Origin of the sequence: Actinophytocola sp. (assembly GCF_036002505.1) — a bacterium.
Lineage (GTDB): Bacteria > Actinomycetota > Actinomycetes > Mycobacteriales > Pseudonocardiaceae > DASYTH01.
Map to the genome: position 1 here is coordinate 1 of NZ_DASYTH010000366.1, position 24,291 is coordinate 24,291.

The following is a 24,291-nucleotide window of genomic DNA, read 5'->3' on the forward strand; positions in this document are numbered from 1 at the left end:
TCGCCCCGGGCCAGCGCCCGCACGGCACGATCGACCGGGGATTCCGTCACTGCTTTGCCTCCCGTTCGGCGACGTCGCGCCTGATCAGGCCGTGTCCCCCAGCTTGCTACCGGGGGCCGCCGCGGCCATCTTCTGGGTTGCGGTGTTCCGCCCCGGCAATGCAGCACGATGGAAGAAGCTCATTAGTTGCTTGACGAAACCGACTTAGCCTATTGTTAGTGGCATCAAGAAATCGACTGCTGCGGGAGATGACCAGAAATGTTCGAGGGTGGCAAGCACTTCAAGTTGGACAGCGGTATCGATCAGCTCGAGGCGTGGGCCGCCAAGGCGCGGCAGGTTCAGAAGAACCACCTGTACAAGGCCCTGTTCGCGGTCACCGACGGGTCGGTTTTCACCACTCACGGAGTACTTCAGGACACGGAGAATCCGCATGCGAAATTCGTCTTGGTCCGCGAGGATCTGGTCCTCAAGATCCGCTACTCGGAGGATGCCTTTGGGATCCTTTACATCGGACCGCTGGAGGGCGCGCCCGGCCTTAACCTGGCCCTCGACGCGACCTGAGACGCGATCCTGGGGCAGGTCGGGGCAGTCTTGGCGCCGTTCGGACCCTTGAGGTTGGGTTCTCGATGTGCAAGTGTGGACGTGCGCCGGCGTGACAACCTTATGAAAAAAATTCTTCGCCAACGACAAGCGAGGAGGAGGTTGCATGTCCTCACTGGAAGTCCCTGGGCTGGACGTGTCTGGACGGGTACGGGCACGTGACATCCAAATGGCCGCGGTCGCCGACGTGCGGCGCCGGGTGCTGATGGTCTCCGGCGCCTACGACACGCTTGAACACGATGTTTCGGTCTGTTTAAACCTGCCCGAACCCGGGCGCTGGCAAGTGATCAAGTCGGAGACCAACCTCACCGACAAGACGTGGGTGGCGATGCAGGTAACGACGGACGAGGATACCCACTTCGTCGACGGGGCCGAAGCGATGATTCTCTCCCGCCAGTTCGCCAAGACGTTCCTCACCCCTGACCTGCGCCGGCTCACGTTCTACGACGGCGAGGTCCGCCCGGGCGAGGCCGTGCTCAAGGTCTTCGAGATCGAGTCGACCAGCCGCCGGCCGCAGTACGCGCACGCCAGATACACCCCCATCTCCACCGACGCCGAGGCCAGTGCCGGGTCGCTGGAGAAGCTCGTCGCCGACGGGATGCCGCAGCGGCCCGTCGTCGAAGTGATAGTCCCGGTCACGATCGTCGGATGACACGGGGGGTCGTCGCACCCGAGCTCCACGGGCCCCGCGCCCCGGAGTCCGGCATGGGTGACGGCGACCGCCGTGGGCCTGACCGTCGCGTCGGGCCCGCGGCAGATGCCACCCTCGGGCCGAGCCCGATTTACCCGTATCATCGACATAAACGAAAATCACCGTGACAATTTTTATTCCGGAGCCTCACTTACTGAGTTCGCCCCGGGGTCGTGACTGGCCGTTTCCGCCCGGCGCGTGCGTCGCGGCACGCGCCGGTGACCCGCCCGCCCGGACCGACGTGGTCATCGTCGGTGCCGGGCTGGCGGGCCTTGCGGTGGCCTCCGCGCTCTGGCACGTCGGCGTGCGCGACGTGGTGCTGCTCGACCGCGACGGCCGCCCGGCCGGCCGGTTCTTCGACCGGGTCGACGTGTTGGGCCAGCGGGTCATGCGCTCACCGTACGAGCACCATCCCGGCCTGGAGGCCTACCGCGACTGCGAACTGCTGGACTTCGTGCGGTTGCACTGGTCCCTGCTCACCCCGGTGGAGCGGCGCGAGGTCCGGATGGCGCAGGCGTCGCACCGCTCGGTGGTGCCGGTCGACGCGTTCGAGGCGTTCTGCCGGCACGTGGCAACGATCCACCATGTGTACGACCGGACCTGGCAGGCCGAGGTGCGCGCGGTGCGGCCGGACGCGGGCGGGATCGTCGTCGGCACCGACCGGTCCGCCGTCGCCGCCCGGTTCGCCGTGCTCTGCCTCGGCGAGGAGCGTCTCGCCGCGCCCCGCCGGTGGTGGCGCGGCCCCCGGCGACCCCATGGCGTCTGCTACTGGGACGAGCCGCTGCCGAACGCCGGCGGGCCGCTGGTCGTGGTCGGGGCCGGGCTCAGCGCCGCGCACCTGATCAGCAACGGGCTGGCGGCGAACCGTCCCGTGCACTGGGTGGTGCGCGGCAGCGAGCGGTACCAGTGCGCCGACGTCAACTCCAAGTTCTTCCGGGCCGAGGGCCGGGCGCGGTTCGACGGGGTGCCGTGGGCCGACCGAATGGCGCACATGCAGCGTGAGCGGCGGGCTTCGGTGATGTACGAGTTCCGGCCGCTGCTGACCGAGGCCGAGGCGGACGGCCGGCTGACCGTGTACCGCGGCCGGGCGGTGACCGGGGTGACCGGCAAGCCCGGCGGCGGCCCGGCCACGGTCGTGCTCGACGGCGGCACCCGGGTCGAGGGCGACCAGGTCGTCCTCGCGCTCGGCACCGCGGTCTCCACCGGCGTCGAGGTGCTGCCCGCGGCGCTGGTCGCCGCCCGCGAGGGCTGGCCGGACCTGGATGAGCGGACCCTCAACTACCGCAACGCCCCCGAGGTGTTCGCGGTCGGCGCCGCGGCCGGCATGGTGCTCGGCCCGGCCGCCCGCAACATCGACGGCCACCGGGTGGCCACCGCGCGGGTGGCCACCACGATCGCCGCGCGGCTGGCCGGGCGGCCCGACCCGGTCCTCGACCGAGCGGGCGCAGAGGTGTCCCTTGTCTGACTACGACACGAGGTTCAGCCTGCCCGCGGTGGACGACCCGGCCTCGGTGGAGGTCGGCGTGATCCTCATGGGGCTGGACGCCGAGCGGTTGCTGGCGGGGCTCGGCGTCGCGGCGCTCGGCGACGACGCGACGCTGGCCATGCTCGTCGTCGACCAGGCACGGCACGGGATCCCGCCGGACCTGACCATGCCCGCCCTGGTGGCCGGCGGCGCGCGGCGGTGGCGTGCGGCGCGGCCGGGGCTGGCCGCGGCGGACCCGGGGGGAGCGCAGTCGGCCGCGGTGCGCCGGGCGTGGGCCAGGGCGGCGGAGACCGCGGCCGCGGCTGCGCCCCCGGACTGGGGTCCGGCCAGCCGTGCCCTGCTCGCGGCGTGCTGGCTGCGCCGCACGGAAGTCGACGGATACCTGGAGGAGCTCGATGCCGTACCTCAAGTCGCTCCCTGACGACGCCGTGCTGTTCCAGGCGTTCCAGCAGTACCCGGAGTACTCGCGGCCGCTGCTGGACTACCACGAACTGGTGATGCGCGGGCCGTCGCCGTTCACCGTGGCGCAGCGCGAGCTGATCGCGGCGTACGTCTCGGGCGTCAACGCGTGCGGCTACTGCCACGGGGTGCACACCGCCACCGCGGAGGAGTTCGGGGTGGCGCCGGGCCTGCTCAGCGCCGCGCTCGAGGACCTGGACGGCGCGCCGGTCGAGGAGAACCTGAAACCGGTGCTGCGCTACGCCGGCAAGCTCACCGCGACGCCGGCGAAGGTGACGCAGTCGGACGCGGACGCGGTGTTCGCCGCGGGCTGGGACGAAGTGGCGCTGTACCACACGATCCTGGTGTGCGCGCTGTTCAACTTCATGAACCGGCTCGTGGACGGGTTGGGCATCCGGGCCGACCGCGACTACTACGCTATGTCCGCCGCCCGGTTGCGTCGAATCGGCTATGCCGGGTTGGTCGAGCTACTCGATGAGTCTCGTTAGGACGGTAGGGTACCCGGAGGTGAATTGGCGACCGCGCAACGATACATCTGGTTAGATTCTCCAGGCGAACACGTTCCGTCGGAATGGGTTTGATACACATCAGCGTAGAGTGATTGGGTAGGGGGCTCCACCTCGAAGGGGGGCGGCGATGATTAAAGTCCTGATTGCAGAGGACATGCACATGGTTCGCGGCGCCCTCGTGGCGTTGTTGAAATTGGAATCCGATATCGAGGTCGTCGCCGAGGTGTCGTCCGGCAACGAGATCATGCCGGCGGCCCGCACCCACCACCCGGATGTCGCCGTGATCGACATCGACCTGCCCGGCAAGGACGGGCTCACCGCCGCCGCCGAGATCCACGAGCAGCTTCCCGAAGTGCGCACGCTGATCCTGACCAGCCTCGGCCGGCCGGGCACGCTGCGCCGGGCGATGGCCGCGCGGGTCAGCGGTTTCCTGCTCAAGGACGCGCCGGCGGACAAGCTGGCCAACGCCATCCGCGGCGTGGCGGTCGGGCGCCGGGTCGTCGACGGCGACCTCGCGCTGGCAGCGTGGGACAGCGCCGAGTGCCCGCTCACCGCGCGCGAGATCGAGGTCCTGCGGATGGCCGAGGAGGGCGCGAACGCGGTGGAGATCGCCGCGTTCCTCTACCTGTCCACCGGAACCGTCCGCAACTACCTCACCACGATCGTCAACAAGCTCAACGCCCGCAACCGCGTCGACGCCATCCGCATCGCCAAGGAAGCCGGCTGGCTGTAGCTCTCGGGATGATCGGGTCCAAAGAAGGCTGGGGACGGAGGGGGAGTTCAGGTCGATCTTGTGGGGGCGGCCTGACAGGTGGGAGGGGCACGGGGTTGATCTCGCCGGCGGCGCGGTGGATGTCACGAAGGACGCCTTCATGGCATTGATCATGGGTGGGCGATCGCCGTCTGTGAAGCACCAGCCACCGTGGTGGTTCAGGTTCCCGCTTCGCAAAGCCCGATCATGACACCGAAACCGGCCCCACCAACCCGCCCAGAAGATCAAAATCGCCCGAGCCCACCCGCCAAGCGCATCCAGAAAGCCAACCCAGCCCCGCCTCCGTCCCCAGCCCTTCTTTGGACCCGATCTCTCAGTTGCCGGAGCGTCGAACTCGCCGCGGGTTCAGAGGGGCACCTTGGCGCGGAGGCGGAAGCGACCCTCGGTCCACTGGCCGGTGGTGAGCTCGCCGCCGATCATCGCGACCCGCGCGGAGAGGTTGCCCAGGCCGCTGCCGCCGTTGCGCGACACCTCCGGAGCTTCGGTGACGCCGTCATTGACGATGTCCAGCAGCACCGACCTGTCGTGCTCCCGAACAGTGATCTCGCAGTACTCGCCCTTGCTGTGCCGCAGCACGTTGGTCACGCCCTCCCGGAGCACCGTCGCCAGCACCGTGCCCACCAGCTCCGGAATCTCTCCGTAGCGCAGGTCCATCCGCACATCCACCTCGGCCGCGGCCAGCAGTGACTCCGCCGTGCGGCACTCCTCGGTCAGCGACAGCTCATGATGCCCACCGGCCACCGAGCGCACGTCGGCCAGGGCCAGCCGGGAGATCGCCAGGATCTCGTCGAGCTCCTCCCGCGCCCGCGCCGGATCCGCGGCCGCCAGCCGGTGCGCGAGCTCAGTCTTCAACGTGATCGCCGACAGCGAGAGCCCGAGCAGGTCGTGCAGGTCGCGGGCGAACCGCAGCCGCTCCTCGGCCACCGCCGCCTGGGCCAACTGCACGCGGGCGGCCCGCAGCTCGGCGACCGCGCGCACCACCCAGGTCAACCCGTATACCGCGAAACTGATGAACGCGACGCCGATCACGTTGTAGCCGACGTTGACCCAGGACCCGCCCTGCACGGCCGAGGCTGCTCCGACGCCGCACGCGAGCAGCGTGTAAGCCGGCCAGGCCGCCCTCGCCGGCAGGATGAGAAGCACATTTCCACCCACGAAGCCGGGAAGGGCAACCCACGCGAGGCCGAACTGCACCGTGGGCAGGAACGCGAGGCACGCCTGCAGGAGCAATACGGCGTAGCTCCGCGGCGAGCGCAGCTGCGTGCCGGGCCGGCCGATGTAGAGCAGCTGGAGCAGCAGCATGACGAGCATGTAGGTCACCCCGGCCGCGAACTGGCCGTGGTCGGTCAGATCCGCAAGATGCAACGCGGCCTGGAAGAACAGCCCGCACAGCACGACGGTCAGGAGGACCGTGGCGAGCTGCCGGGCGTAACGGGGAACAGGTTCGGGCAGTTCGGGGTCGGTGACCGGCTCCTCGGCCGGCGATACCGGGACCCTCATCCGCAGGTGGAACTGCCCTTCCGAATCGAGGCCGGCGGTGAGCTCACCGCCCAGCGTGGCCACCTGCTCCGTCAACCTGTCGATGCCGCCCTCGTGCAGGCCTGCCGCGGCGTCCTCCGGATCGATCACCCCGTCGTTCACGATGTCGAGGAACACCTGGTCGCCGCTCTGCCGCAGGGCAATCTCGCAACGCCCGGCGATGCTGTGCTGCAGCACGTTGCTGGCACCCTCGCGCAACACGGCGGCGAGCAGGCTACGGATGCGTACCGGCAGCTCACCGTGCTTGACCGTCATCCGGACATCGACGCTGGCTGCGGCAAGCACCGAGCTGGCCGCCCGAGATGCCTCGTCCAGGTTCAGCTCGCGGTAGCCACGCGCTACCGACCGCACATCGGCGACGGCCCGCCGGGACATTTCCAGGATCTCCGACAGCTCCCGCCGCGCCCGGTCCGGATCCTTCGTCACCAGCCGACGGGCAAGCTCCCCCTTGGGTGCGATCGCGGACAGCCGCAGACCGAGCACCTCGTGCAGGTCGCGGGCGAACCGCAGACGCTCGTGAGCGACCGCCACCCTCGCGAGCTCCGTCCGAGCCGCGTGCAACTCGGAGATGTGGCCGGCGAGCCGGGTCAGCCCGTACAACTCCAAACCGAAAACCAGAGCGGACACCGCGATGTACGCGGCGTCGAGCGGCGCGCCGCCGACGGCCGCCTCGAGCCACCCCACGCTGGCCACGATGGCCGCGAACACGGGCCAGGCCGTTGCCGGTGGCAGAACCAGTAGCACGGTTCCGGCCAGCAGGCTGGGCAGGCCAACCCAGGCGTCCTTGAACTGCAGGATCGGGAGGTACACCAGAGCGGCCTGTACGGCCAGCATCAGGTAGCTCAGCGGAGATCCCAGCTGGACGCCCGACCGGCTGAAGTAGAGACCCTGCAGCCCCACCAGCACCAGCAGGTACACGGTGGCGAGGACGGTCCTGCTGACACCCAGATCCGAGCTGATCACGTACAGCAGCGCGATCAGGCAGAACCCGACGACGACCGCCGACACCGTCACCCTCGCCATGACCACGGCGATCAGCGGACGGTGCACGACGTCCTCCACTTCGCGGGCAGCACCATCGTCGACCCGGCGCCGACTCGATCTCGACTCAGATTGATCAAGTGCCGAGGACATGGTGTTCTCCCGTCATTTCAACGATCAAACCCCAAACGATGAGCCGGTCAGCCGTCATATTGTCTAATTCTCGAATTATAGGCCGTTGGTGTGAGGCCCGGGCGCCATCCGCCGGTAACCGACGATGAATTCTCCGATTCCGACCTCGGCGGGCCACTCCAGGCCCAGGGCGGCGTCGGCGGACTCACCCGGATCTATGGCCGGCACGCACACCGCGAGGCCCATCGCGGTGGCGGCCAGACACAGAGTTTGCTGCAGCGCCCCCACGTGGGTCAGCGCCAGCGAGTAGGCGATCCCCCGGTACATCCACGAAGACCGGGCCACCCGGGCGGTCATCGTGATCAGCACGGGTGGCCGGCGGGTGGTTCCGGTGGCGACGCTGGCCAGGTCCAGCAGCTCCTCGAGGTCCACTTGCGACTCATTGAGCAGGGTGAGCGCGTGGCCCTGCGGGTCGTAGTGGAAGATCCCCCGGGGCAGCCCGGTGCAGCGGTCCAGGCTGAGGTAGAGCTCCAGCTCGTGCAGGCCGTGGATGCTCAGGTACGGCCGGTCGGAGATGCCATAGGTGACCTCACCCGCCGACGCCGGGGACATCGAGCGGATCCGGGCCGCCCGGAACAGCAGCTCGCCGATCTGCTCGGCGGTGAGTTGCCGGTCGGCCAGGTCCTGGCACGGTCGCAGCGACTCGAGCACGGCGGTCAGCGGCGGGTCGGCGGCGGCCAGGTCGCTCAGCACGGGCCGGTAGAGCGGGAACCGCCGGCCCCGCGGCAGCGGCTTGACCACCGGTGGCGAGGGCAGCGTGCCGGCGTGCGGATACACCGCACCGGTCGGGCCGCCGTGCCGGCCCATCCGGCTGCGCGCGTGGAACTGCAGGTCGTGGTGCGACCAGGCGATCAGGTTGGGCTCCTCGTCCTCGGCGAACCGGGCCCGCGCCGAGCCGGGACCCCACTCGCCGAACTGCACGACCCCGGCCGCCGCCAGGTAGGCCACGATGTCGGAGAGCAGATCCTTCGACGCCGGCAGCTGCGCGGCGAGGTTCTGCACCGCAGTGGGCGCGCTCAACGCCGCGACCGTGGCGGAGGCCAGCGGGCGGTGCAGCACGACCTGGTAGGCCGCCAGCGGCGATTCCAGCAGCAGCTCGCCCTCGTGCGCCCGCATCGCGGCGAACCGGGACAGCCGCACCGGCCGCTGCAGATCGACGCCGGACAGCTGGAACACCGCGTTGCGGGCGAGCGGCACCGCAGAGAGCAGTGGGCCCTCGCCGTCCTCGACGCCCAGCGAGTGCACGATCAAGTCGCCGAGCAACTCGAGCACCTCGCGCAGCCGGGCCCAGTCCCGACGTCTACGACCGGCCACGTCGGTGGGCGCCGCGCCCTCCGGCAGCTCCTGCGGGCCGACGTTCAGCAGCGAGATCGGGCCTAATGTCATGCGCCGCAAGGATTCCCGGACCAGCTCTCCCGGCGCGTCGATCCTGGTCTCCCCCCACTTGTTCACCACGACGAGGCGGTCGCGGTCCGGGTCGCCCTCGACGAGGACGTCCTCCCGCAGCGACCACAGCCGGATCCGGTCGGCATCCCGCCTGCCGGGCTCCATGGACAACGTCACGCTCCTTGTGGTGATCATGTTCAGCACCCTCAGAGGAACATCGGGATGGGGTTCAGTTCTTCATAGCCCGTCGGTCTGATCAGCCGGCCCAGCGCGACGGGTACGTCGTAGAGCCGGCCGGGGCCTAGTCGCGCCCAGAAATGCCGCATCCCGGGCACGATCACCTTGGCCACCGGAAGCCCGACATCCGGCCGGGTCTGGTCCAGCACGAGAAGCTCCATTCCCCGCGTCTCGAAACCGGCCTGGACCGCCGCGACGTCCTCCAGCAAGTCACGGCTCGGCGTGTAGTTGTAATCCTGGGGCCCACGTCGCCGCTGCCCTGGGTCGGGAACCAGGTAGGGCTGGTTGGCGATGGTGGCGTGCCACCACCACCGTGCCGCGTCCGGATCATCGGTGGGGATCCGGCCGTCCGGCCCGGTGGCGAGCGCCTGCGGCATCATCTGGTTCAGCTCGGTGAGCGCCCGGCGCAGCGCCACCCGCGCGTCCAGGTGCGCACCGAACCCGAGCATGATGTTCTCCGGCTCCCGGTCGGTCAGCCGGGACATCGCCACCATCACCGGGACGTCGAGGTCCGAGGTCACGTCCAGCACCCACACCTCGCGGCCGAGGCCGGCGTAGGCCTCGCGCAGCTCGTCGACCCACGGGTCGCGGAACGCGTCGAGGTCGACCTCCGGCGCGCGGGTGCGGTTGTACCACCACAGCGCCACCGCGTCCCGCTCGATCAGCTCGAGCGACCCCTGCAGCACCGCGTCCTCCAGGCTGCTGCCGGCCGCGTTTCCGTTGGAGTCGGCGAACAGGTAATCGTGGCCTGGGGTCGGCGGGGCGCCGAAGTAGAGCAACCCGGTGGGCAGCAGGCGGTGCCGCTGCTCGGTCATCGACCAGACCGGCGTCCAGTCCACAATGGCCGTGTCGTCGAACGGCTCGCAGACGTACTGGAACGGCGCGTGCGCGGCGTTCCAGGCGGCCCGGTTCGCGTACTGCCGCTCGTGGTAGAGCTGGTAGTCGTTCGGCGCGACGGCCCGGTCCCCGAGGGAGCGCAGGCTCGCCCGGACCCGGGCCTCGTCGCCATGGAAATTCCCGGAGTGCCGCTCGATCGCCTCACACAACGCGCTCGCCCGGGCGTGCACCTCGGTGATTCCTTTGCCGCCGTTCTGCGTCCGCAGCGCTGCGCGCAGGGTGTCCACCCGGTCCACCCGCGCCGCCACGTTCGCACCGGAGCGGAACGAGTTGAAGATTGCCGGGCCGCGCTCGTCCCGCTGAATCTCCTTGACGATGCCGGTGACCGGGCTGATCAGGTGGCGGAAGCGGTCAAGCACCTGGTCCGGCGAATGCGACCGGTGCCCACCGCCGCTGTAGCTGGCCTTGCACCGGGAAGCCAGCACCACCGGCCGGTTTCCCTGCTGACGCATCAGCGCCGGGTGCCCGCAGGCCGGGCACTGCGGCAGCGCCCGCATCGCGTGGTGCTCGCCGCGCAGGTCGAAACTGTCCAGGGTCCACACCTCGCGCTGGCCGGCATACCGGTACCCGGCCAGCCATTTCGTGGCTTCGAGCGTGATCAGGTGCAGTGCGGTCGCGGTCAGCGGCGGCAGCGAGGCCGCCGGCCGGGGGGCGGGGCCGTGGCGCCCGAGGGCGCTCTGCGCGCACTTCTCAGCGTTACGGTTACCCCACAGCCGCACGGCCAGGCAACGCCAGCAACCCGGCTCGGCCGGCTGGAACACCGGTCCGATCCAGATCTTCGCGCCGACCGGTTTGGCCAGTAGCCACGGCCGGCCCAACGCCCGGTGATCGGCGTCGACCTGAGCCAGGCGCGGGTCGAGGTAGTCCTCGCACAGCACGACGGACAGGTCCGCCTCGCCCGGGTCGAGGCTCGGACCTGCCGGCTCCGTGCGCAGCTGCGCCGAACGCAGGGCGCTCAGCGCGGCCGCCTCGTCCACATCCCCCACCGTGATCAGCCGCAGTGTTCGGGCGGCGGTGCCGGCAACCGCAGCCGTCGCGTCCACGCCGCTGGCGTCCCAGTAAGCGAGCGTGCGCTCGTCGATCGGGACCGGAGGCAGGGTGCGCAGGGTGACCAGGCCCGCCTCGGCGAGGCGGGCGATCAGTCCGGCGACCTGCTCGGGGGCCATGCCGTCGGGCATGGCCTCAAGCACTGTCGCCAAGTTTCGGGTGCCGTCCAGCAGGCTGGCGAGCACTTCGATCCGGGAGCCGGTCAGCCTGGTGACCCCACGCTCGGAGAACAGGTACGCGCCCTCGCCGGCGGCAACCTCGGCACGAAGGTGCCGTTTGAAGCCGACCAGCTGCGCGGTGTCGGCAACGGACCTCATTACGCGGCGACTTCGGTCCAGCGTTCGACAGTGGCCCCTGAAGCACAGGTGCCGTAGACCACCGCAGCTTCCGGGTTCGTCCACTGGTCGAAGTCGTCGATCACGATCTCCTCTGGGCTGTCGGTGGCGAAGCCCAGGCTGGCTAAGAGCGAGATCAGGTGGTCGTTGTGCGGAGTCAGCATTGGTTACTCCCGAGTAGCGGTCGGATTTCTCGGATAGTGTGAATGTTCCGTCCGCGCTCGCCGCCGCTACCAGTGCCGGACTCATGGAGCAAGGGTGTGTTATTCACATTTGATCCGGCCCGGATTCATTCTCGAGCAGTGGCCCGCTCACTGCCTTCCCGGTAGCTCCTCTGCGACTGTTTCAGATGCCCACTGTCTACTGCCGGGGAGGAGGTCCAGATGCAGGTCAAGGTGCTGGGACCTCTGGACGTCACGGAGAACGGCCGCTCGATCACACCGACCGCGAGCAAGGCACGGCAGACGCTGGCCATGCTGGCGCTGCACGCGGGTCAGGTGGTGACGGTGCCGACGCTGGTGGAGGAGCTCTGGGGGATGGATCTCCCGCGCAAGCCGCTCCAGTCCGTGCAGACGTACGTATTGATCTTACGAAGAATGATCAACAAGGCCTCCGGCGGGAAGGACGGCTCCGCGAAGTCGGTGCTGGTCACCTCGCACGGCGGCTACATGCTCAACGTGCCCGCCGACGACCTGGACGTCCGCTGGTACGAGCGGATGGCCTCGGCCGGCCAGCGCGCCATGCAGAGCGGCGACTACGAGTCGGCCTCCCGCCTGCTGCGCTCCGCGCTCGCGATCTGGCGCGGGCCGGCGCTGGTCGACGTGCAGATCGGAATTCCGCTCAGCTTCAAGGTGAACGGGCTTGAGGAGCACCGGCTGGGCATCCAGGAGACGTGCATCGAGGCGGACCTTCGCCTGGGCCGGCACCACATGCTGCTCGGTGAGCTGGGTGAGCTGTGTGCCCGGTACCCCATGCACGAGAACGTCTGCACGCAGTACATGACCGCGCTGTACCGGTCCGGCCGGAAGTGGCGGGCCCTGGAGGTGTTCCGCCGATTAAGGGACACCCTGGTCGACGAACTCGGCGTGGAGCCGTCGCCGCATGTGCAGCAGGTGCAGCACGCGATCCTCAACTCCGATCCGAAGCTGGACGAGCCGGCGACCTGGCGGCAACCGCCGTTCGCCGGTACCGGCCAGCATCCCTCGGACGGGCGCGCGGACATGGCCAACCGGTTCCGGGCCGCGGTGGCCCGCTCCACCGGTGCGCCGAGCCGGGATCCCGAACACACGGCGGAGATCGCCTAAAGCGAACCCTGGCTCGCGCATTGGAGGATCCATGCCCACGTTCGCCCAGAAGGTGCAGGTCGCCAAGGAGCTATGCCAGGAGCTGATGGCCGTGGGCTTCGGCCCGTTCCTCGGCACACCCAGCGGAGTGCTCTCGCCGTTCTACTCCGCGCTCAACCGGCACGACGGGCTGCTGATCGTGGCCCGCGACGACAACGCGGTCGGGGTGGCCGCGGGGGCGTCGCTGGCCGGCCAGTTCCCGGTGGTGCTGATGGAAAGCTCGGGCCTCGGCCAGTCCATCAGCGCCATCGCGTCGCTGGTCGTGCCGTACAAGATTCCGATGCTGCTGGTGGTCAGCTCGCGCGGGGGATACCCGGAGGCCACCAAGGAGAACCTGATCATGGGCCGGCTCACCCAGCCGCTGCTGGACGAGCTGGGCATCGAGGGCGTCACCCTCGACCCGGAGGTCCGGCCCAGCCGGCAGGTCAACCGGCTGCGGGACATCGTCCGCGGCCAACTCCGGCCGGCCGCCCTGCTAGTACCGTCAACCGCACTGGGGGCACGAGCGTGAACCGAACCGCCGCCATCGAGGCGATCATCGCCGCCACCGTCGACGAGCCGATCATCTTCACCGCCGGCGACCCGGCCCGGATCGCCCGGAGCATCGCCGACCGGCCCAACCACTTCTACCTGACCGGCGCCGGCGGCCTGGTCTCCTCGGTCGGCATCGGCGTCGCCCTGGAAACCCGCCGCCCCACCATCGTCGTCGACGGCGACGGCAGCCTGCTCACCAACCCGGCCGGCCTGATCACCGCCGGTGTCCTGGCCGACCTCCCCCTGATCCACGTCGTGCTCGACGGCACCCTGCAGTCCGGCGGCGGCGCCATCGTCCTGTCCCGCCGCGCCGACCTCTGCGGCCTGGCCCAAGCCGCCGGCTACCCCCGCGTGCACTCCACCGGCGAGCTCGGCGAGTTCACCGGCCTCATCCGCCGCGAAGTCGCCGTCTGCTCCTCCCCCGTCTTCATCCGCTGTGTCCTCGCCGAAGACGACGCCGCCATCCCCGCCAGCATCGGCGCCGACCTGGAAACCCACGCCCGCCGCTTCTACGACCACGTCAGCACCCCCGAATGGCTCGCCGGAGCCGCCTGAACCCCGCGTGTTGGCCGTCGCGGCCAACCCCACGGCCAACACGCGGATGCCAGCCCCTGAACCAGTGGTGCGGTGAATGCGTCCTTCCTCACGTCCAGCGTGAGCAAGGACGCATTCACCGCACTTTGGCGATCACTCCAGCACCTCCCGGGCGAGGCTGTCGCAGTCCTCGAGGGTGTGCTCGGCCAGGGTTTCGCGGACGGCGGGGAGGCTGGGGGCGGACATGGAGAGGCTCGTGATGCCGAGGCCGGTGAAGATCGGGGCGAGGGTGGGGTCGCCAGCCGCCTCGCCGCAGATGCCGACGGGTTTGCCGGCGGCGCGGCCGGCGCTCGCGCAGGTGGCAACGAGCTGAAGTAGGGCGGGTTGCCGGGGGTCGAGGAGGTCGGCGAGGTCGCCGTTCATCCGGTCAGCGGCGAAGGTGTACTGGCTCAGGTCGTTGGTGCCGATGCTGAGGAAGTCCGCCACCTCAAGGAGTTTGTGCGCCCGCAACGCCGCCGCCGGGATCTCGATCATGACGCCGGCCCGCGGTAGGCCGGCGGCGTGGACCTGGGTGGCGAAGGCGGCGGCCTCGTCGCGGGTGGCCACCATCGGGGCCATCACCCAGACCTCGGCGTTGGTTCGGCGCGCGGCGGCGGCCACGGCTTCGAGCTGGATGGCAAGCACTTCCGGGTGAGCGCGCGCGACCCGCAGGCCGCGGATGCCCAGCGCGGGGTTCTCCTCCCGCGGCAAACCGAGGAACGGCAACGGCTTGTCCGCGCCGGCGTCCAGCGTGCGGAGTACCACCTTCCGCCCCGGCAGCGCGGCGAACACCTCGGCGTAGGCGTTTTCCTGCTCGGCCGGGGACGGCGGCTCGGTGCGGTCGAGGAACAGGAACTCGGTGCGGAACAACCCGACGCCCTCGGCGTCCGGCCCGCCGGCGAGGTCGGCCGCCGAGCCGATGTTGAGCAGCAACTGCACCGGATGACCGTCCGCGGTGCGCCCCGGCCCTGAGCTCTCGGCCAGCCGCCGACGCGCGCGAAGCGCCTCGGCGCGGATCGCCTCAGCGTCCATTTCGGACACCTGAGCCACCTCGCCGGTGCCGCCGTCCACGGAGATGAGCGTCCCGTCGGCCAGGTCGGGTGCACCCTGGCAGGCCACCACCGCCGGCAACCCCAGCGACCGGGCCAGAATCGCGGTGTGACTGGTCGGCCCGCCGCGCCGGGTGACCAGCGCGAGCACCTTCGCGGGGTCCAGGCGGGCGGTGTCCGCCGGCGCCAGGTCCTCGGCCACCAGCACGAACGGCTCGCCCGGGTCCGGCACGCCGGGCATCGGCAACCCGAGCAGATGCGCCACCGCCCGGTCCCGGATATCGCTCAGGTCAGCCGCCCGCTCCGCGAGGTATCCCCCCAGCGCGGCAAAAGCCGCCTGCTGCTCCGCCAGCGCCTCCGAGACCGCCCACGCCGCGGGCCGCCCGCGCCTCACCCGCTCCGCGACCGCCTCGGCCAGCGTCGGATCCGCCGCCATCGACGACTCCGCGTCCAGCACCTCCGCCGCCGTCCGGTCCGTCGCGGCCTTCGCCAATCCGGCCAGCGTGGTGGCCACGAACCCCAGAGCGCCGGCCGCCCGCTCGACCTCCCGGCCCAGATCGGTCACCGCGGGCACCTCGGCCGGCAGGGTCGGCGGCGGGGCCATCCGATACGCCCGCCCCGCCGCCCGACCCGGGCTCACCCCGAGCCCACGCAGCTCACCCATCAGCCGACCTCCGCTGTTCAGGGCTCAATGGTGACCTTGATTCCCCGGCCGCCGGCCACGATCTGGATGGCGTCGAGAACCTGGTCCAGCGGCAGGCGGTGGGTGATCAGATCGAGGACCGGCACGCGGCCGGACGCGATGAGGTCGAGCGCCGCGCGGTTGTGGGCGGGGCTGGATCCGTTGGCGCCGACGATGGTCAGCTCACGGTAGTGCACCAGGTTGGCGTCCAGGGTGATCGTGGGCGCGGTCTTCGGCAGCCCGCCGAAGAAGCTGATCCGCCCGCTGCGGGCGGTCATCTGCAGGGCGTCCTGCTGGGCGGCGCCGGACGCGGCGGCGGTGATCACCACGTCGGCTCCGCGGCCGTCGGTCAGCTTCAGGATCTGGTCCACACTGTCCACTTCGGACGAGCAGATCGCCGCGTCCGGCGCCACCGCGGCCGCCGACAGGTCCAGGCGGGCCCGGTTCAACTCCACCAGGAACACCCGGCGGGCGCCGCGGGCGCGCGCCAGGCGGACGTGCAGGCAGCCGATCGGGCCGGCGCCGATGACGACCACGTCGTCGCCCTCGCCGACCCCGGCCAGCTCCTGGCCGTTGAGCACGCAGGCAAGCGGCTCGGCGACCGACGCCTCGGCGAAGCTCACCCCGTCCGGGATGCGGTTGAGCCCGTCCACGGCCAGGACCTCGCGCGGCACGACGAGGTACTCGGCGAACCCGCCGTCGTACTGGTAGCCGACCGAGGTCTGGTTGGGGCAGACGGTCATCGAGCCGTGCAGGCAGTCGGGGCACCGCCCGCACGGCACCGCCGCGATGACCTGAACCCGGTCGCCGGGCGACCATCGGTCCACAAAGGACGAGACGACCTCGCCGGCGATCTCGTGGCCGATCACGCGCGGTGGCGAGAGGTTCTGGTGGCCGTGGTTGAAGATCTTGACGTCGGTGCCGCAGGTCGAGCAGTTCCGGACCCGGACCTTGACCTCGCCCGGCCCGGGCTCCGGCTCGGGCGCCTGCTCGAGCCGGAGGTCGCCGGGCGCGTAGAAGCGGGCCACCTTCATGCGGTGTCCTTCGGCTCGCTCCGCTCGCGTGAGCGGGCCTTGACGTGGCGTCTTCCCTGCTGCGCTGCTCGGTCGCTCGCTGGCGCTCGCTCCCCGCGCTGCTCGTCAGTCCAGACACCACCGGCCCGCTCGGTTCCTTGCGCACTCATGTCTTGGCGTCCTCTCCGACACCGGACAGCAGCCGGTGCACCTCGTCCACATCGGACGACGTGCGCAGCCGTTCGGCCGCCTTCGGTTCCATCAGGATCTGGGCGAGCGCGGAGAGCACCGCCACATGCTCCTCGCCCCTGGCCGCGATCGCCACGCAGAGGGTGACGCGCTGGCCGTCCCAGTCGACGCCGGCGGGGAACTGCAGCACGCCCAGGGTGGTGCGGCGGACCAGGGCGCGCGCGGCGTCGGTGCCGTGCGGGATCGCCACGCCCTCGCCGATGTAGGTGGACACCGAGCGCTCGCGCTCCAGCATGGCGTCGGCATAGCCGGGGTCGACCGCGCCGAGGCCGTCGAGCAGCGCGCCGCACTGCCGGATCGCGTCCCACTTGTCGGCGGCCGCCAGACCCAGCCGGATTCCGTTGCGTCCCAACACGTCAGGCACGGATCTGCGCCCCTTCCCGGACCATGGCCTCGACCCGGTCGAACGCCGGATCACCGAGGAACGACTGGAACTCCACGATCACCGCGTCCGGCACCACGCCGCGGGCGCGGGCGGCCAGGTCGGTGTGGGTCAGCACGAGGCGCGCGTCCGGCGGGATCTCGCTGATCGACTTGTGCTCGACGGTGACCCCGTAGGGCTCGAGGCGCTTGCGCATCTGGCTGGCCAGCATGACGCTGCTGCCCATGCCGGCGTCGCAGGCCACCACCAGCGAGGTGACCGGCCCGGCCGGCGCCGCGTCCTCGACGACCGGCGCCACCGGCTCGGCCACCGGCTCCCTGCCCCGGCCGAAGCCGAGCAGCGCCGCGGCGACCACGAAGGACGCTCCGGCCGCGACGACGATGGCGGCGAGCACGCCGGCGTAGCCGCCCCTCGGGGTGACCGCGAGGTAGGCGAAGATGCTGCCCGGTGCCGGCGGCGCGACCAGTCCCGCACTGGTGATCAGCGCGGTTCCGACCCCGGCCGCGCCGCCGGCCATGGCGGCCAGGATCAGCCGCGGCTTCATGAGCACGTACGGGAAGTAGATCTCGTGGATGCCGCCGAGGAACTGGATGATGATCGCGCCGGGCACCGACGCGCGCAGCGTGCGCGGGCCGAACAGCAGGTAGGCCACCAGGATGCCGAGGCCGGGCCCGGGGTTGGTCTCGATCATGAACAGTATTGACTTGCCGGCGCCGGCCGCCTGCTGGACGCCGAGCGGCGAGAGCACGCCGTGGTTGATCGCGTTGTTCAGGAACAGCACCTTGGCCGGCTCGACGATGAGCGAGGCCAGCGGCAGCAGGCTGTTGTCGACCAGGAAGTTGACGCCCTTGCCGGCCGCCTTGGTGAGCGCCTCGACGACGGGTCCGAAGCTGATCACACCGAGCAGGGCCATGCCTCCACCCAAAATGCCGGCGCTGAAGTTGTTCACCAGCATCTCGAAGCCGGCCCTGATCCGCGGCACGAGGTAGCCGTCGAGGAGCTTGAGCAGGAACGCGGTGAGCGGGCCGACGATCATCGCGCCGAGGAACATCGGCACGTCGGTGCCGACCACGACGCCCACCGTGGCGATGGCGCCGACCACCGCGCCGCGCTGGCCGTGCACCAGCCGGCCGCCGGTGTAGCCGATCAGCACCGGCAGCAGCACCGTGACCATCGGGCCGACCAGCTCCGCCAGCGTGGCGTTGGGCAGCCAGCCGGTCGGGATGAACAGCGCCGTGATCAGCCCCCAGGCGATGAATGCGGCGATGTTGGGCATGATCATGCCGGCCAGGTTCCCGCCGAGGCGCTGCACCCGGGCCCGTAAACTGTTGCCCTGCAAGTGTTTCAGATCAGCCAGTTGAGTGGTCATGCCGGCAACTCGCAAGCTCGGTGCCGGTCAGTGTTCATTGGTTCGTTCGCAAGCTCACTCATGGGACCTTCTCCATTCCGTGCGGCCCGGTCAGCGGCCGGGAGAGATCGGGCTCGGCGTGCACCCGCACCCCCGAGCGGTCCACGTCCGCGGGGCCTGGCATCCGGCTGCCCGGGAGCCGGACCGCGGCAGTCCCCCAGGAAAGCGCTTCTACCAAGGGATCCCGCCCGCTGGCCGGGGCCGCCAGGAACCCTGCGAGCATCGCGTCCCCGGCGCCGACGGCACTGCGCCGCCGGTCCACCGGCGACTCGCCGTAGCGCACCCCCTCCTCGTCGACCAGCACCGCGCCGTCCGCGCCGAGGCTGGCCAGCACCGCCCCGGCCCCCGCCGCGCGCATCGCCGACGCGGCACGCACCGCGTCGGCCAGCGTGTCGATCCGGAAGCCCACCGACTCCGCCAGCTCCACCCGGTTCGGCTTGACCAGCGCCGGCGCCGCGCCGAGCGCCTCGGTCAGCGCCGGGCCGGAGGTGTCCACCGCGAACCGCACCCCGAGGCCGGCGAGGCGGCGCCCGAGCCGGGCGTAGAACGCATCCGGCACCCCGGGCGGCAGGCTGCCGCAGGCGACCACCCAGCCGGCACCGGCCGCGGCGGCCATGACCGCGGTGACGATCTCGTCCAGGTCGGCCCCGGTGAGCACGCCGCCCGGCTCGTTGATCTTGGTGACCGTGCCGTCCGGCTCCACCAGGCTGACGTTGGACCGGGTCGGGCTGGTCACCGGCACCGGGCAGACGTCGATTCCCTCCTGCTCCAGCAACGTGGTGAGCTGCGCGCCCTCCGGACCGCCGAGCGGCACCACCGCGGTGGTCGGAATCCGGTGCGCGGCAAGGGCTCGCGACACGTTGACGCCCTTGCCGCCGGGGTCGAGCCGGGTACCGCTGGCCCGCACCATGGCCCCCCGGGTGAGCGCCGCGACCTCGATGGTCCGGTCCAGGGACGGGTTCAGGGTCAACGTAATGATCATGCCCGGACCACCCGCGGGCCGCGGGACTCCAACTCGGCGGCGGTGCGCTCGTCCAGTCCGGTGTCCGTGATCAACGTGTCCACATCGGACAGATCACCGAACCGGGCCAGGTGGTCGGCGCTGACCTTGGTGTGGTCGGCCAGCAGCACCACCCGGCGGGCCGCGGCGATCATCGCCCGCTTCACCGCGGCCTCCGCCTGGTCCGGCGTGGTCAGCCCGCGCCGCACCGAGACGCCGTTGGTGGCAAGGAAACCCACGTCGACGTAGCTCTGTGCCAGAGACTCCAGCGCCCACGGGTCGACGCAGGCCAGGGTGCGGCCGCGGACCCGGCCGCCGACGAACAGCACGGTGATGTTGGGGCGGGTGGCCAGCGACAGCGCGATCGGCAGGCCGTTGGTGAGCACGGTGAGCGCCCGGTCCAGCGGCAGCATCTCGGCCAGCCGCGCGGTGGTGGACCCGGCGTCGAGCAGGATCGAGCCCTCGTCCGGCAGCTCGGCCAGCGCGGCCTTGGCGATGCGGTCCTTCTCCCCGGTGAGCACGGCGTCCCGGGCGGCCAGCGCCGGCTCGAAACCCAGCCGCTCCACCGGGATCGCCCCGCCGTGCACGCGGCGCAGCAGCCCGTGCCGCTCCAGCACGGAGAGGTCGCGGCGGATGGTCTCGCCGGTCACCGCGAGTTCCGCCGACAGCTCGGCCACGTCCACCCGGCCGACCCGGCGGGCCAGGTCGGCGATGAACTGCTGGCGCTCCTCCGCGTACATGTGGTTTTACCGCCGTTTCATCTGCGTATTCCTGTGTTTACCTGTTTTCGATCGCGGAGTCAAGCGGTCAGCGCATGGTAGGCGGCCGGTCAGCGGCCACGGCCAGGCTCGTGACCATGGCAAACACGAAGAACGTCCTCATCTCCGGCGCCAGCGTCGCCGGCCCCGCGGCCGCCTACTGGTTGCGCCGCTTCGGCTACAACCCGACCGTCGTCGAGCGCGCCCCGGCGCTTCGGGACAGCGGCAACGCGGTCGACTTCCGCGGTCCGGCCCACCTGACCGTGCTCCGGAAGATGGGCCTGCTCGACGAGATCCGCGAGCGGCAGACCGTGCCAAGAAGTGGATCTTCGTGGACGCCCGGGGCCGGCGGAAGGCCAGCCTGCCGCCCGACTTCGCCGGCGGCGAGGTGGAGATCCGGCGCGGCGACCTGTCCCGGGTGCTCTACGAGGCGTCCCGGGACACCACCGAGTACCTCTTCGGCGACCACATCACCTCGCTCACCGAGACTCCCGGCGGCGTGGACGTCACGTTCAAGCACGCCCCGGCCCGCACGTTCGACCTCGTGATCGGCGCGGACGGGATGCACTCCGGGGTGCGCGCGCTGGCGTTCGGCGAGGAGGCGCGGTTCAGCCGGTTCATGGGCGCCTACTTCGCCAGCTTCAGCGCCGGACCGCTCGAGCGGGAGGGCGAGCTGGTGACCTACAACGCGCCCGGGCGGTTCGTCTCCGCCGGCCTGCTGGTCTTCCGGACTGAACAGCTGCTGGACTACGACCGGCAGGATGTCGAGGTGCAGAAGCGGATCGTCGCCGGCGCCTACACGGGCGCCGGCTGGCGCACCGGCGAGATCATCGAGGCCATGCTGGCCGCGCCGGACTTCTATCTGGACTCGATCAGCCAGATCCGGATGGAGCAGTTCACCGACGGGCGGGTGGCGCTGCTCGGCGACGCCGGGCACGGCGCGACGATCGGCGGCATGGGCACCGGCCTCGGCATCGTGGGCGCCTACGTGCTGGCCGGCGAGCTGGCCGCGGCCGGCGGCGACCACCGGGTGGCGTTCCCGAGGTACCAGGAGCTGATGCGGCCCTACGCCTGGGGATCCATGGGCAACGCCGGAAAGTTCCTGGCGCCCAGGGGGAAGCGCGGCATCCTGCTGCGGAACCAGATGGTGAAGCTCATGTCCTGCGGCCCGGTGATCAAGATGATGGGCCGCATGGACATGAAGGTGGCCAGCAACATCACCCTCCCGGACTACGAGGGGTGAATGCGATGAATGACTCATTCACCGCACTGGCCGCACTGAATGGGTCATTCATCGCCGTCGAGGCGGGCCAGGGCGGTGAGCGCCTCGTCGGCTTCGGCCGGCATGCGGTTGTCGGTGGCGAGGTCGATCGCCTGGCGGTACAGAGAGCGTGCCTCGGCGGGGTTGCCCTCGTCTTCGGCGACCCGGCCGAGCGCGGTGAGCACCCGGCACCGGGCGCCGGCGTTCGCCCAGTCCTCCGTGGACACAGCGAGCGCGGTCTCGTGCAGGTGCCGGGCGGTGCGGAGATCCCCGCGCCGCCGGGCGATCTCGCCGAGTCCGCACCGAGCCAGGGCCAGCACGGCCGGAAGCCCGGTGCGGCCAGCGAGCTCGGCGGCCAGCTCGTAGTCGGCGTGCGCGGCGTCCACCTCACCCGCGCGCAGCAGGCGGTCGGCCCGCCGGCCGCGGAGTTCGGCGAACTCCTCGGCGGCACCGAGCTGGCCGACCACGTCCAGCGCCTGGTCGGTCAGCTTCAGGGCGGATGCCGAGTCCCCGCGCGTGTCGGCGAACATGGCCAGCGCGTCCAGCGCCTGGGCGAGGCCCCACCGGTCGCCGGTCTCCCGGAACCGCTCCAGGGCGACCTCGCACTCGCGCTCGGCGGCCTCGAGGTCGCCACCGGCGTACAGCGTGACGTAACCCATGGCGAACCGGTACAGACCCGCGAACCACGGGTCCACGGTGCTGGCGAGCAACTCCCGCATCGGCGTGACCGGGTCGTCCTCGTCCGGTGGCCCGGCGAACAGGGCCAGGCCCACCATCGCGTACGGCTGGCGCACCGTGACGCGGACGTCGTCCGCGATCGCCTTCGCCCGCTCGACGTGCTCCGGGCCGCGGCCGGGGTCCCACAGCACGCACAGCACATACTCCTCGCCCGCCTCCGGCCCGATCTTCGCCAGCAGCTCGGCGGCCAGCGGGGCGATCTCGGTGCGCAGCCCGGCCAGGTACCAGTACCAGGACAGGGCGCCGAAGAAGGCGAGCGCGAGCCCGGTGTCCGCGGTGACGGCGAACCGCACGGCGGCCTGCAGGTTGTCGTGCTCGGCGCGCAGGCGAGCGAGCCAGGTGAGCTGCCCGGCCCGGCGCAGGTGCGGATCCGCCTCGCTGGCAAGGGAAAGGAAGTACTCGGCGTGCGCCCGGCGGGTGGGGTGCTGGCCGCCGAGCTCCATGATCCGCGCGAGGCAGAACGCCCGGATCGTGTCCAGCATCCGGTAGCGCCCGTCCCGGATGTCCATAAAGGACTTGTCGACGAGGCCGGCGAGCAACTCGTCGACCTGGGCGCCGGGCCAGCCGCAGACGAGCTCGGCGGCCTCGGCCGTGGCGCCGCCGGCGAACACCGCGAGCCGGGCGGCCAGCCGGCGCTCGTCAAGGTCGAGCAGGTCCCAGCTCCACTCGACGACGGCGGTCAGGGTCTGGTGGCGCGGGGCGGCGGTCCGGCTGCCGCGGGACAGCAGCCGGAAGCGATCGTCCAAACGCGACTCGATGTCCTCGACGGTGAGCGTGCGCAGCCGGGCGGCGGCCAGCTCGATGGCCAGCGGCAGGCCGTCCAGCGCCGCGCAGATCCGGCGCACCGCGCCGGTGACGGTGAAGTCCGGGCGGACGGCCGCGGCCCGGTCGGCGAACAGCCGGACCGCGGGCTCGATGTCCAGCGGTGGCAACGGATGCAGCGCCTCGCCGGTGATGCCGAGGGGTTCCCGGCTGGTGGCCAGGATGCGCAGCTCCGGGGCGCCGGCGAGCAGCCGGTGAGCGAGCCGGGCGGCCTCGGTGATCACGTGCTCGCAGTTGTCCAGGACGAGCAGCAGCGACCGGCCGGCGAGGGCGGCGACGAGCCGCGCGGCGGCGTCGGACGGCTCGCCGGTCGATGGAAGGAGACCGGACTCGCGCAGACCGAGGGCGGCCAGCACAGCGCCGGGCACCTCGGCCGCCGCCGAGAAGTCCACAAAGGACACTTCGGTGCCGGCGCGGGTGGCCGCCTCGACGGCGAGCCGGGTCTTGCCGGCACCGCCCGGGCCGGTGAGCGTGACCAGCCGGGAGGTGCCGAGCAGCGCGCGGATCCGGGCCAGGTCCGCCTCCCGCCCGACGAAGCTGGTGAGCTGCGCCGGCAGTCCGTTGTGGGCGGACGGCTCGGCGGCGCGGAGCACAGCCAGGTGAATTTCGGCGAGCTCCGCGGACGGGTCGGCGCCGAGCTCGTCGGCGAGCCGGCGGCGGCCGTCCTCGAACACGGCCAGCGCCTCGGCCTGCCGGCCGGCCGCGTACAGCGCGCGCATGAACTGACCGCGCAACCGTTCCCGCAGCGGGTGCTCCTCGACCAGCTCGCGCAGCCCGGCGATCAGGCCGGCGTGCTCGCCGAGCGCGAGCGCAGCCTCGGCGTGGTCCTCCGCGGCGGCCACCCGCACCTCCTCCAGGCGGGCGACCTGCGCGGCGGCGAACGGCGCGGCCACACCGGCCAGCGGCGGGCCGCGCCACAGCCCGAGCGCCTCCCCTAGCACGCGCGCGGCCCCGGCGTGATCACCGCCGGCCAGCGCGCGGCGGCCCTCACCGGCGAGCCGCTCGAACCGGTGCACGTCCACCTGCTCGGGGTCGACCGCGAGCCGGTAGCCGGCCGGGTGCAGCTCGATCAGCCCGCCGAGCCGGCGCCGCAGCCGGGACACCTGCGACTGGAGGGCGTTCGCCGCGTCGCCGGGTGGCGCGTCCCCGTAGATGCCGTCGACCAGGCGCTCCACCCCGACCACCCGCCCGGCGTCCAGCACGAGCATGGCCAGCAGCGACCGCGGCCGCGGCCCGCCGATCTCCACCGCGTCCCCGCTGTCCGACCGCACCTCCAGCGGCCCGAGCACCCCGAATCGCACCCCCCGATTCTTACCGACCCTCCCCAACCCCGAACTCGCGTGCCCCA

The 24,291-nt window shown here is 71.2% G+C and carries 21 protein-coding genes; 10 read left to right on the plus strand and 11 right to left on the minus strand.

Features of this window, described 5'->3' with window-relative positions:
- The first annotated feature begins 258 nt into the window (after positions 1 to 258).
- From VGR06_RS31960 to VGR06_RS31985, 6 genes are all read left to right on the plus strand, one after another.
- Positions 259 to 561 carry a DUF6235 family protein gene (locus VGR06_RS31960; RefSeq protein ID WP_327562901.1) on the plus strand — a complete coding sequence of 101 codons (303 nt, stop codon included), beginning with the start codon at positions 259 to 261 and terminating at the stop codon, positions 559 to 561.
- A gap of 208 nt (positions 562 to 769) precedes the next feature.
- On the plus strand, positions 770 to 1,252 hold the full coding sequence (locus tag VGR06_RS31965; protein ID WP_327562902.1) for a DUF6423 family protein: 483 nt from the start codon (positions 770 to 772) through the stop codon (positions 1,250 to 1,252).
- 163 nt (positions 1,253 to 1,415) lie between these two features.
- On the plus strand, positions 1,416 to 2,756 hold the full coding sequence (locus VGR06_RS31970) for an FAD-dependent monooxygenase (RefSeq protein WP_327562903.1): 1,341 nt from the start codon (positions 1,416 to 1,418) through the stop codon (positions 2,754 to 2,756).
- Positions 2,749 to 3,198 (plus strand): DUF6187 family protein, encoded by a 450-nt coding sequence (locus VGR06_RS31975; protein ID WP_327562904.1) that lies wholly within the window; start codon positions 2,749 to 2,751, stop codon positions 3,196 to 3,198. Before VGR06_RS31970 ends, VGR06_RS31975 begins: the two co-directional genes overlap by 8 nt.
- The gene (locus VGR06_RS31980; RefSeq protein ID WP_327562905.1) at positions 3,173 to 3,724 is read left to right on the plus strand and encodes a peroxidase-related enzyme; all 552 of its coding nucleotides are present in this window, start codon (positions 3,173 to 3,175) and stop codon (positions 3,722 to 3,724) included. Before VGR06_RS31975 ends, VGR06_RS31980 begins: the two co-directional genes overlap by 26 nt.
- 148 nt (positions 3,725 to 3,872) lie before the next feature.
- Positions 3,873 to 4,478 (plus strand): response regulator transcription factor, encoded by a 606-nt coding sequence (locus VGR06_RS31985; RefSeq protein ID WP_327562906.1) that lies wholly within the window; start codon positions 3,873 to 3,875, stop codon positions 4,476 to 4,478.
- 384 nt (positions 4,479 to 4,862) lie between these two features.
- On the opposite strand, the gene VGR06_RS31990 is transcribed toward VGR06_RS31985, so the two are convergent.
- From VGR06_RS31990 to VGR06_RS32005, 4 genes are all read right to left on the minus strand, one after another.
- Positions 4,863 to 7,106, minus strand: a complete 2,244-nt coding sequence (locus VGR06_RS31990) for a sensor histidine kinase (protein ID WP_327562907.1) — start codon at positions 7,104 to 7,106, stop codon at positions 4,863 to 4,865.
- A gap of 159 nt (positions 7,107 to 7,265) precedes the next feature.
- Complete coding sequence (locus VGR06_RS31995; RefSeq protein WP_327562908.1) at positions 7,266 to 8,810, minus strand: SagB family peptide dehydrogenase; 1,545 nt, start codon at positions 8,808 to 8,810, stop codon at positions 7,266 to 7,268.
- 11 nt (positions 8,811 to 8,821) lie between these two features.
- Positions 8,822 to 11,113: a TOMM precursor leader peptide-binding protein gene (locus VGR06_RS32000; protein ID WP_327562909.1), complete on the minus strand. Its 2,292-nt coding sequence runs from the start codon at positions 11,111 to 11,113 to the stop codon at positions 8,822 to 8,824.
- Positions 11,113 to 11,295 carry a hypothetical protein gene (locus tag VGR06_RS32005; RefSeq protein WP_327562910.1) on the minus strand — a complete coding sequence of 61 codons (183 nt, stop codon included), beginning with the start codon at positions 11,293 to 11,295 and terminating at the stop codon, positions 11,113 to 11,115. Before VGR06_RS32005 ends, VGR06_RS32000 begins: the two co-directional genes overlap by 1 nt.
- A gap of 219 nt (positions 11,296 to 11,514) precedes the next feature.
- Here VGR06_RS32005 and VGR06_RS32010 point away from each other — a divergent pair, with 219 nt between their 5' ends.
- From VGR06_RS32010 to VGR06_RS32020, 3 genes are read left to right on the plus strand one after another with little or no spacing between them, the layout of a single operon-like run.
- Positions 11,515 to 12,435 carry an AfsR/SARP family transcriptional regulator gene (locus VGR06_RS32010; protein ID WP_327562911.1) on the plus strand — a complete coding sequence of 307 codons (921 nt, stop codon included), beginning with the start codon at positions 11,515 to 11,517 and terminating at the stop codon, positions 12,433 to 12,435.
- A 31-nt stretch (positions 12,436 to 12,466) separates the two neighbouring features.
- Entirely contained in the window at positions 12,467 to 12,985 is a 519-nt protein-coding gene (locus VGR06_RS32015; RefSeq protein ID WP_327562912.1) for a hypothetical protein, read from the plus strand.
- Entirely contained in the window at positions 12,982 to 13,563 is a 582-nt protein-coding gene (locus tag VGR06_RS32020) for a thiamine pyrophosphate-dependent enzyme (RefSeq protein ID WP_327562913.1), read from the plus strand. Before VGR06_RS32015 ends, VGR06_RS32020 begins: the two co-directional genes overlap by 4 nt.
- A gap of 132 nt (positions 13,564 to 13,695) precedes the next feature.
- Here VGR06_RS32020 and ptsP read toward each other — a convergent pair whose 3' ends face one another.
- The 6 genes from ptsP to VGR06_RS32050 form a co-directional block, all read right to left on the minus strand.
- Complete coding sequence (gene ptsP, locus VGR06_RS32025) at positions 13,696 to 15,294, minus strand: phosphoenolpyruvate--protein phosphotransferase (protein ID WP_327562914.1); 1,599 nt, start codon at positions 15,292 to 15,294, stop codon at positions 13,696 to 13,698.
- Positions 15,295 to 15,311: 17 nt separating this feature from the next.
- Entirely contained in the window at positions 15,312 to 16,346 is a 1,035-nt protein-coding gene (locus tag VGR06_RS32030; RefSeq protein WP_327562915.1) for a zinc-dependent dehydrogenase, read from the minus strand.
- A gap of 145 nt (positions 16,347 to 16,491) precedes the next feature.
- A complete protein-coding gene (locus tag VGR06_RS32035) occupies positions 16,492 to 16,938 on the minus strand; it encodes a PTS sugar transporter subunit IIA (RefSeq protein WP_327562916.1) in 447 nt (148 codons plus the stop codon).
- Complete coding sequence (locus tag VGR06_RS32040; RefSeq protein ID WP_327562917.1) at positions 16,931 to 18,325, minus strand: PTS mannitol transporter subunit IICB; 1,395 nt, start codon at positions 18,323 to 18,325, stop codon at positions 16,931 to 16,933. Before VGR06_RS32040 ends, VGR06_RS32035 begins: the two co-directional genes overlap by 8 nt.
- A 58-nt stretch (positions 18,326 to 18,383) precedes the next feature.
- The gene (pfkB, locus tag VGR06_RS32045; protein WP_327562918.1) at positions 18,384 to 19,346 is read right to left on the minus strand and encodes a 1-phosphofructokinase; all 963 of its coding nucleotides are present in this window, start codon (positions 19,344 to 19,346) and stop codon (positions 18,384 to 18,386) included.
- A complete protein-coding gene (locus VGR06_RS32050) occupies positions 19,343 to 20,104 on the minus strand; it encodes a DeoR/GlpR family DNA-binding transcription regulator (RefSeq protein ID WP_327562919.1) in 762 nt (253 codons plus the stop codon). Before VGR06_RS32050 ends, pfkB begins: the two co-directional genes overlap by 4 nt.
- A gap of 349 nt (positions 20,105 to 20,453) precedes the next feature.
- Between VGR06_RS32050 and VGR06_RS32055 the strand changes: the two genes are divergently transcribed.
- Positions 20,454 to 21,365: an FAD-dependent oxidoreductase gene (locus VGR06_RS32055; protein ID WP_327562920.1), complete on the plus strand. Its 912-nt coding sequence runs from the start codon at positions 20,454 to 20,456 to the stop codon at positions 21,363 to 21,365.
- Between the two features lie 44 nt (positions 21,366 to 21,409).
- Here VGR06_RS32055 and VGR06_RS32060 read toward each other — a convergent pair whose 3' ends face one another.
- Positions 21,410 to 24,244 carry a BTAD domain-containing putative transcriptional regulator gene (locus VGR06_RS32060; protein WP_327562921.1) on the minus strand — a complete coding sequence of 945 codons (2,835 nt, stop codon included), beginning with the start codon at positions 24,242 to 24,244 and terminating at the stop codon, positions 21,410 to 21,412.
- Positions 24,245 to 24,291: the final 47 nt, after the last annotated feature.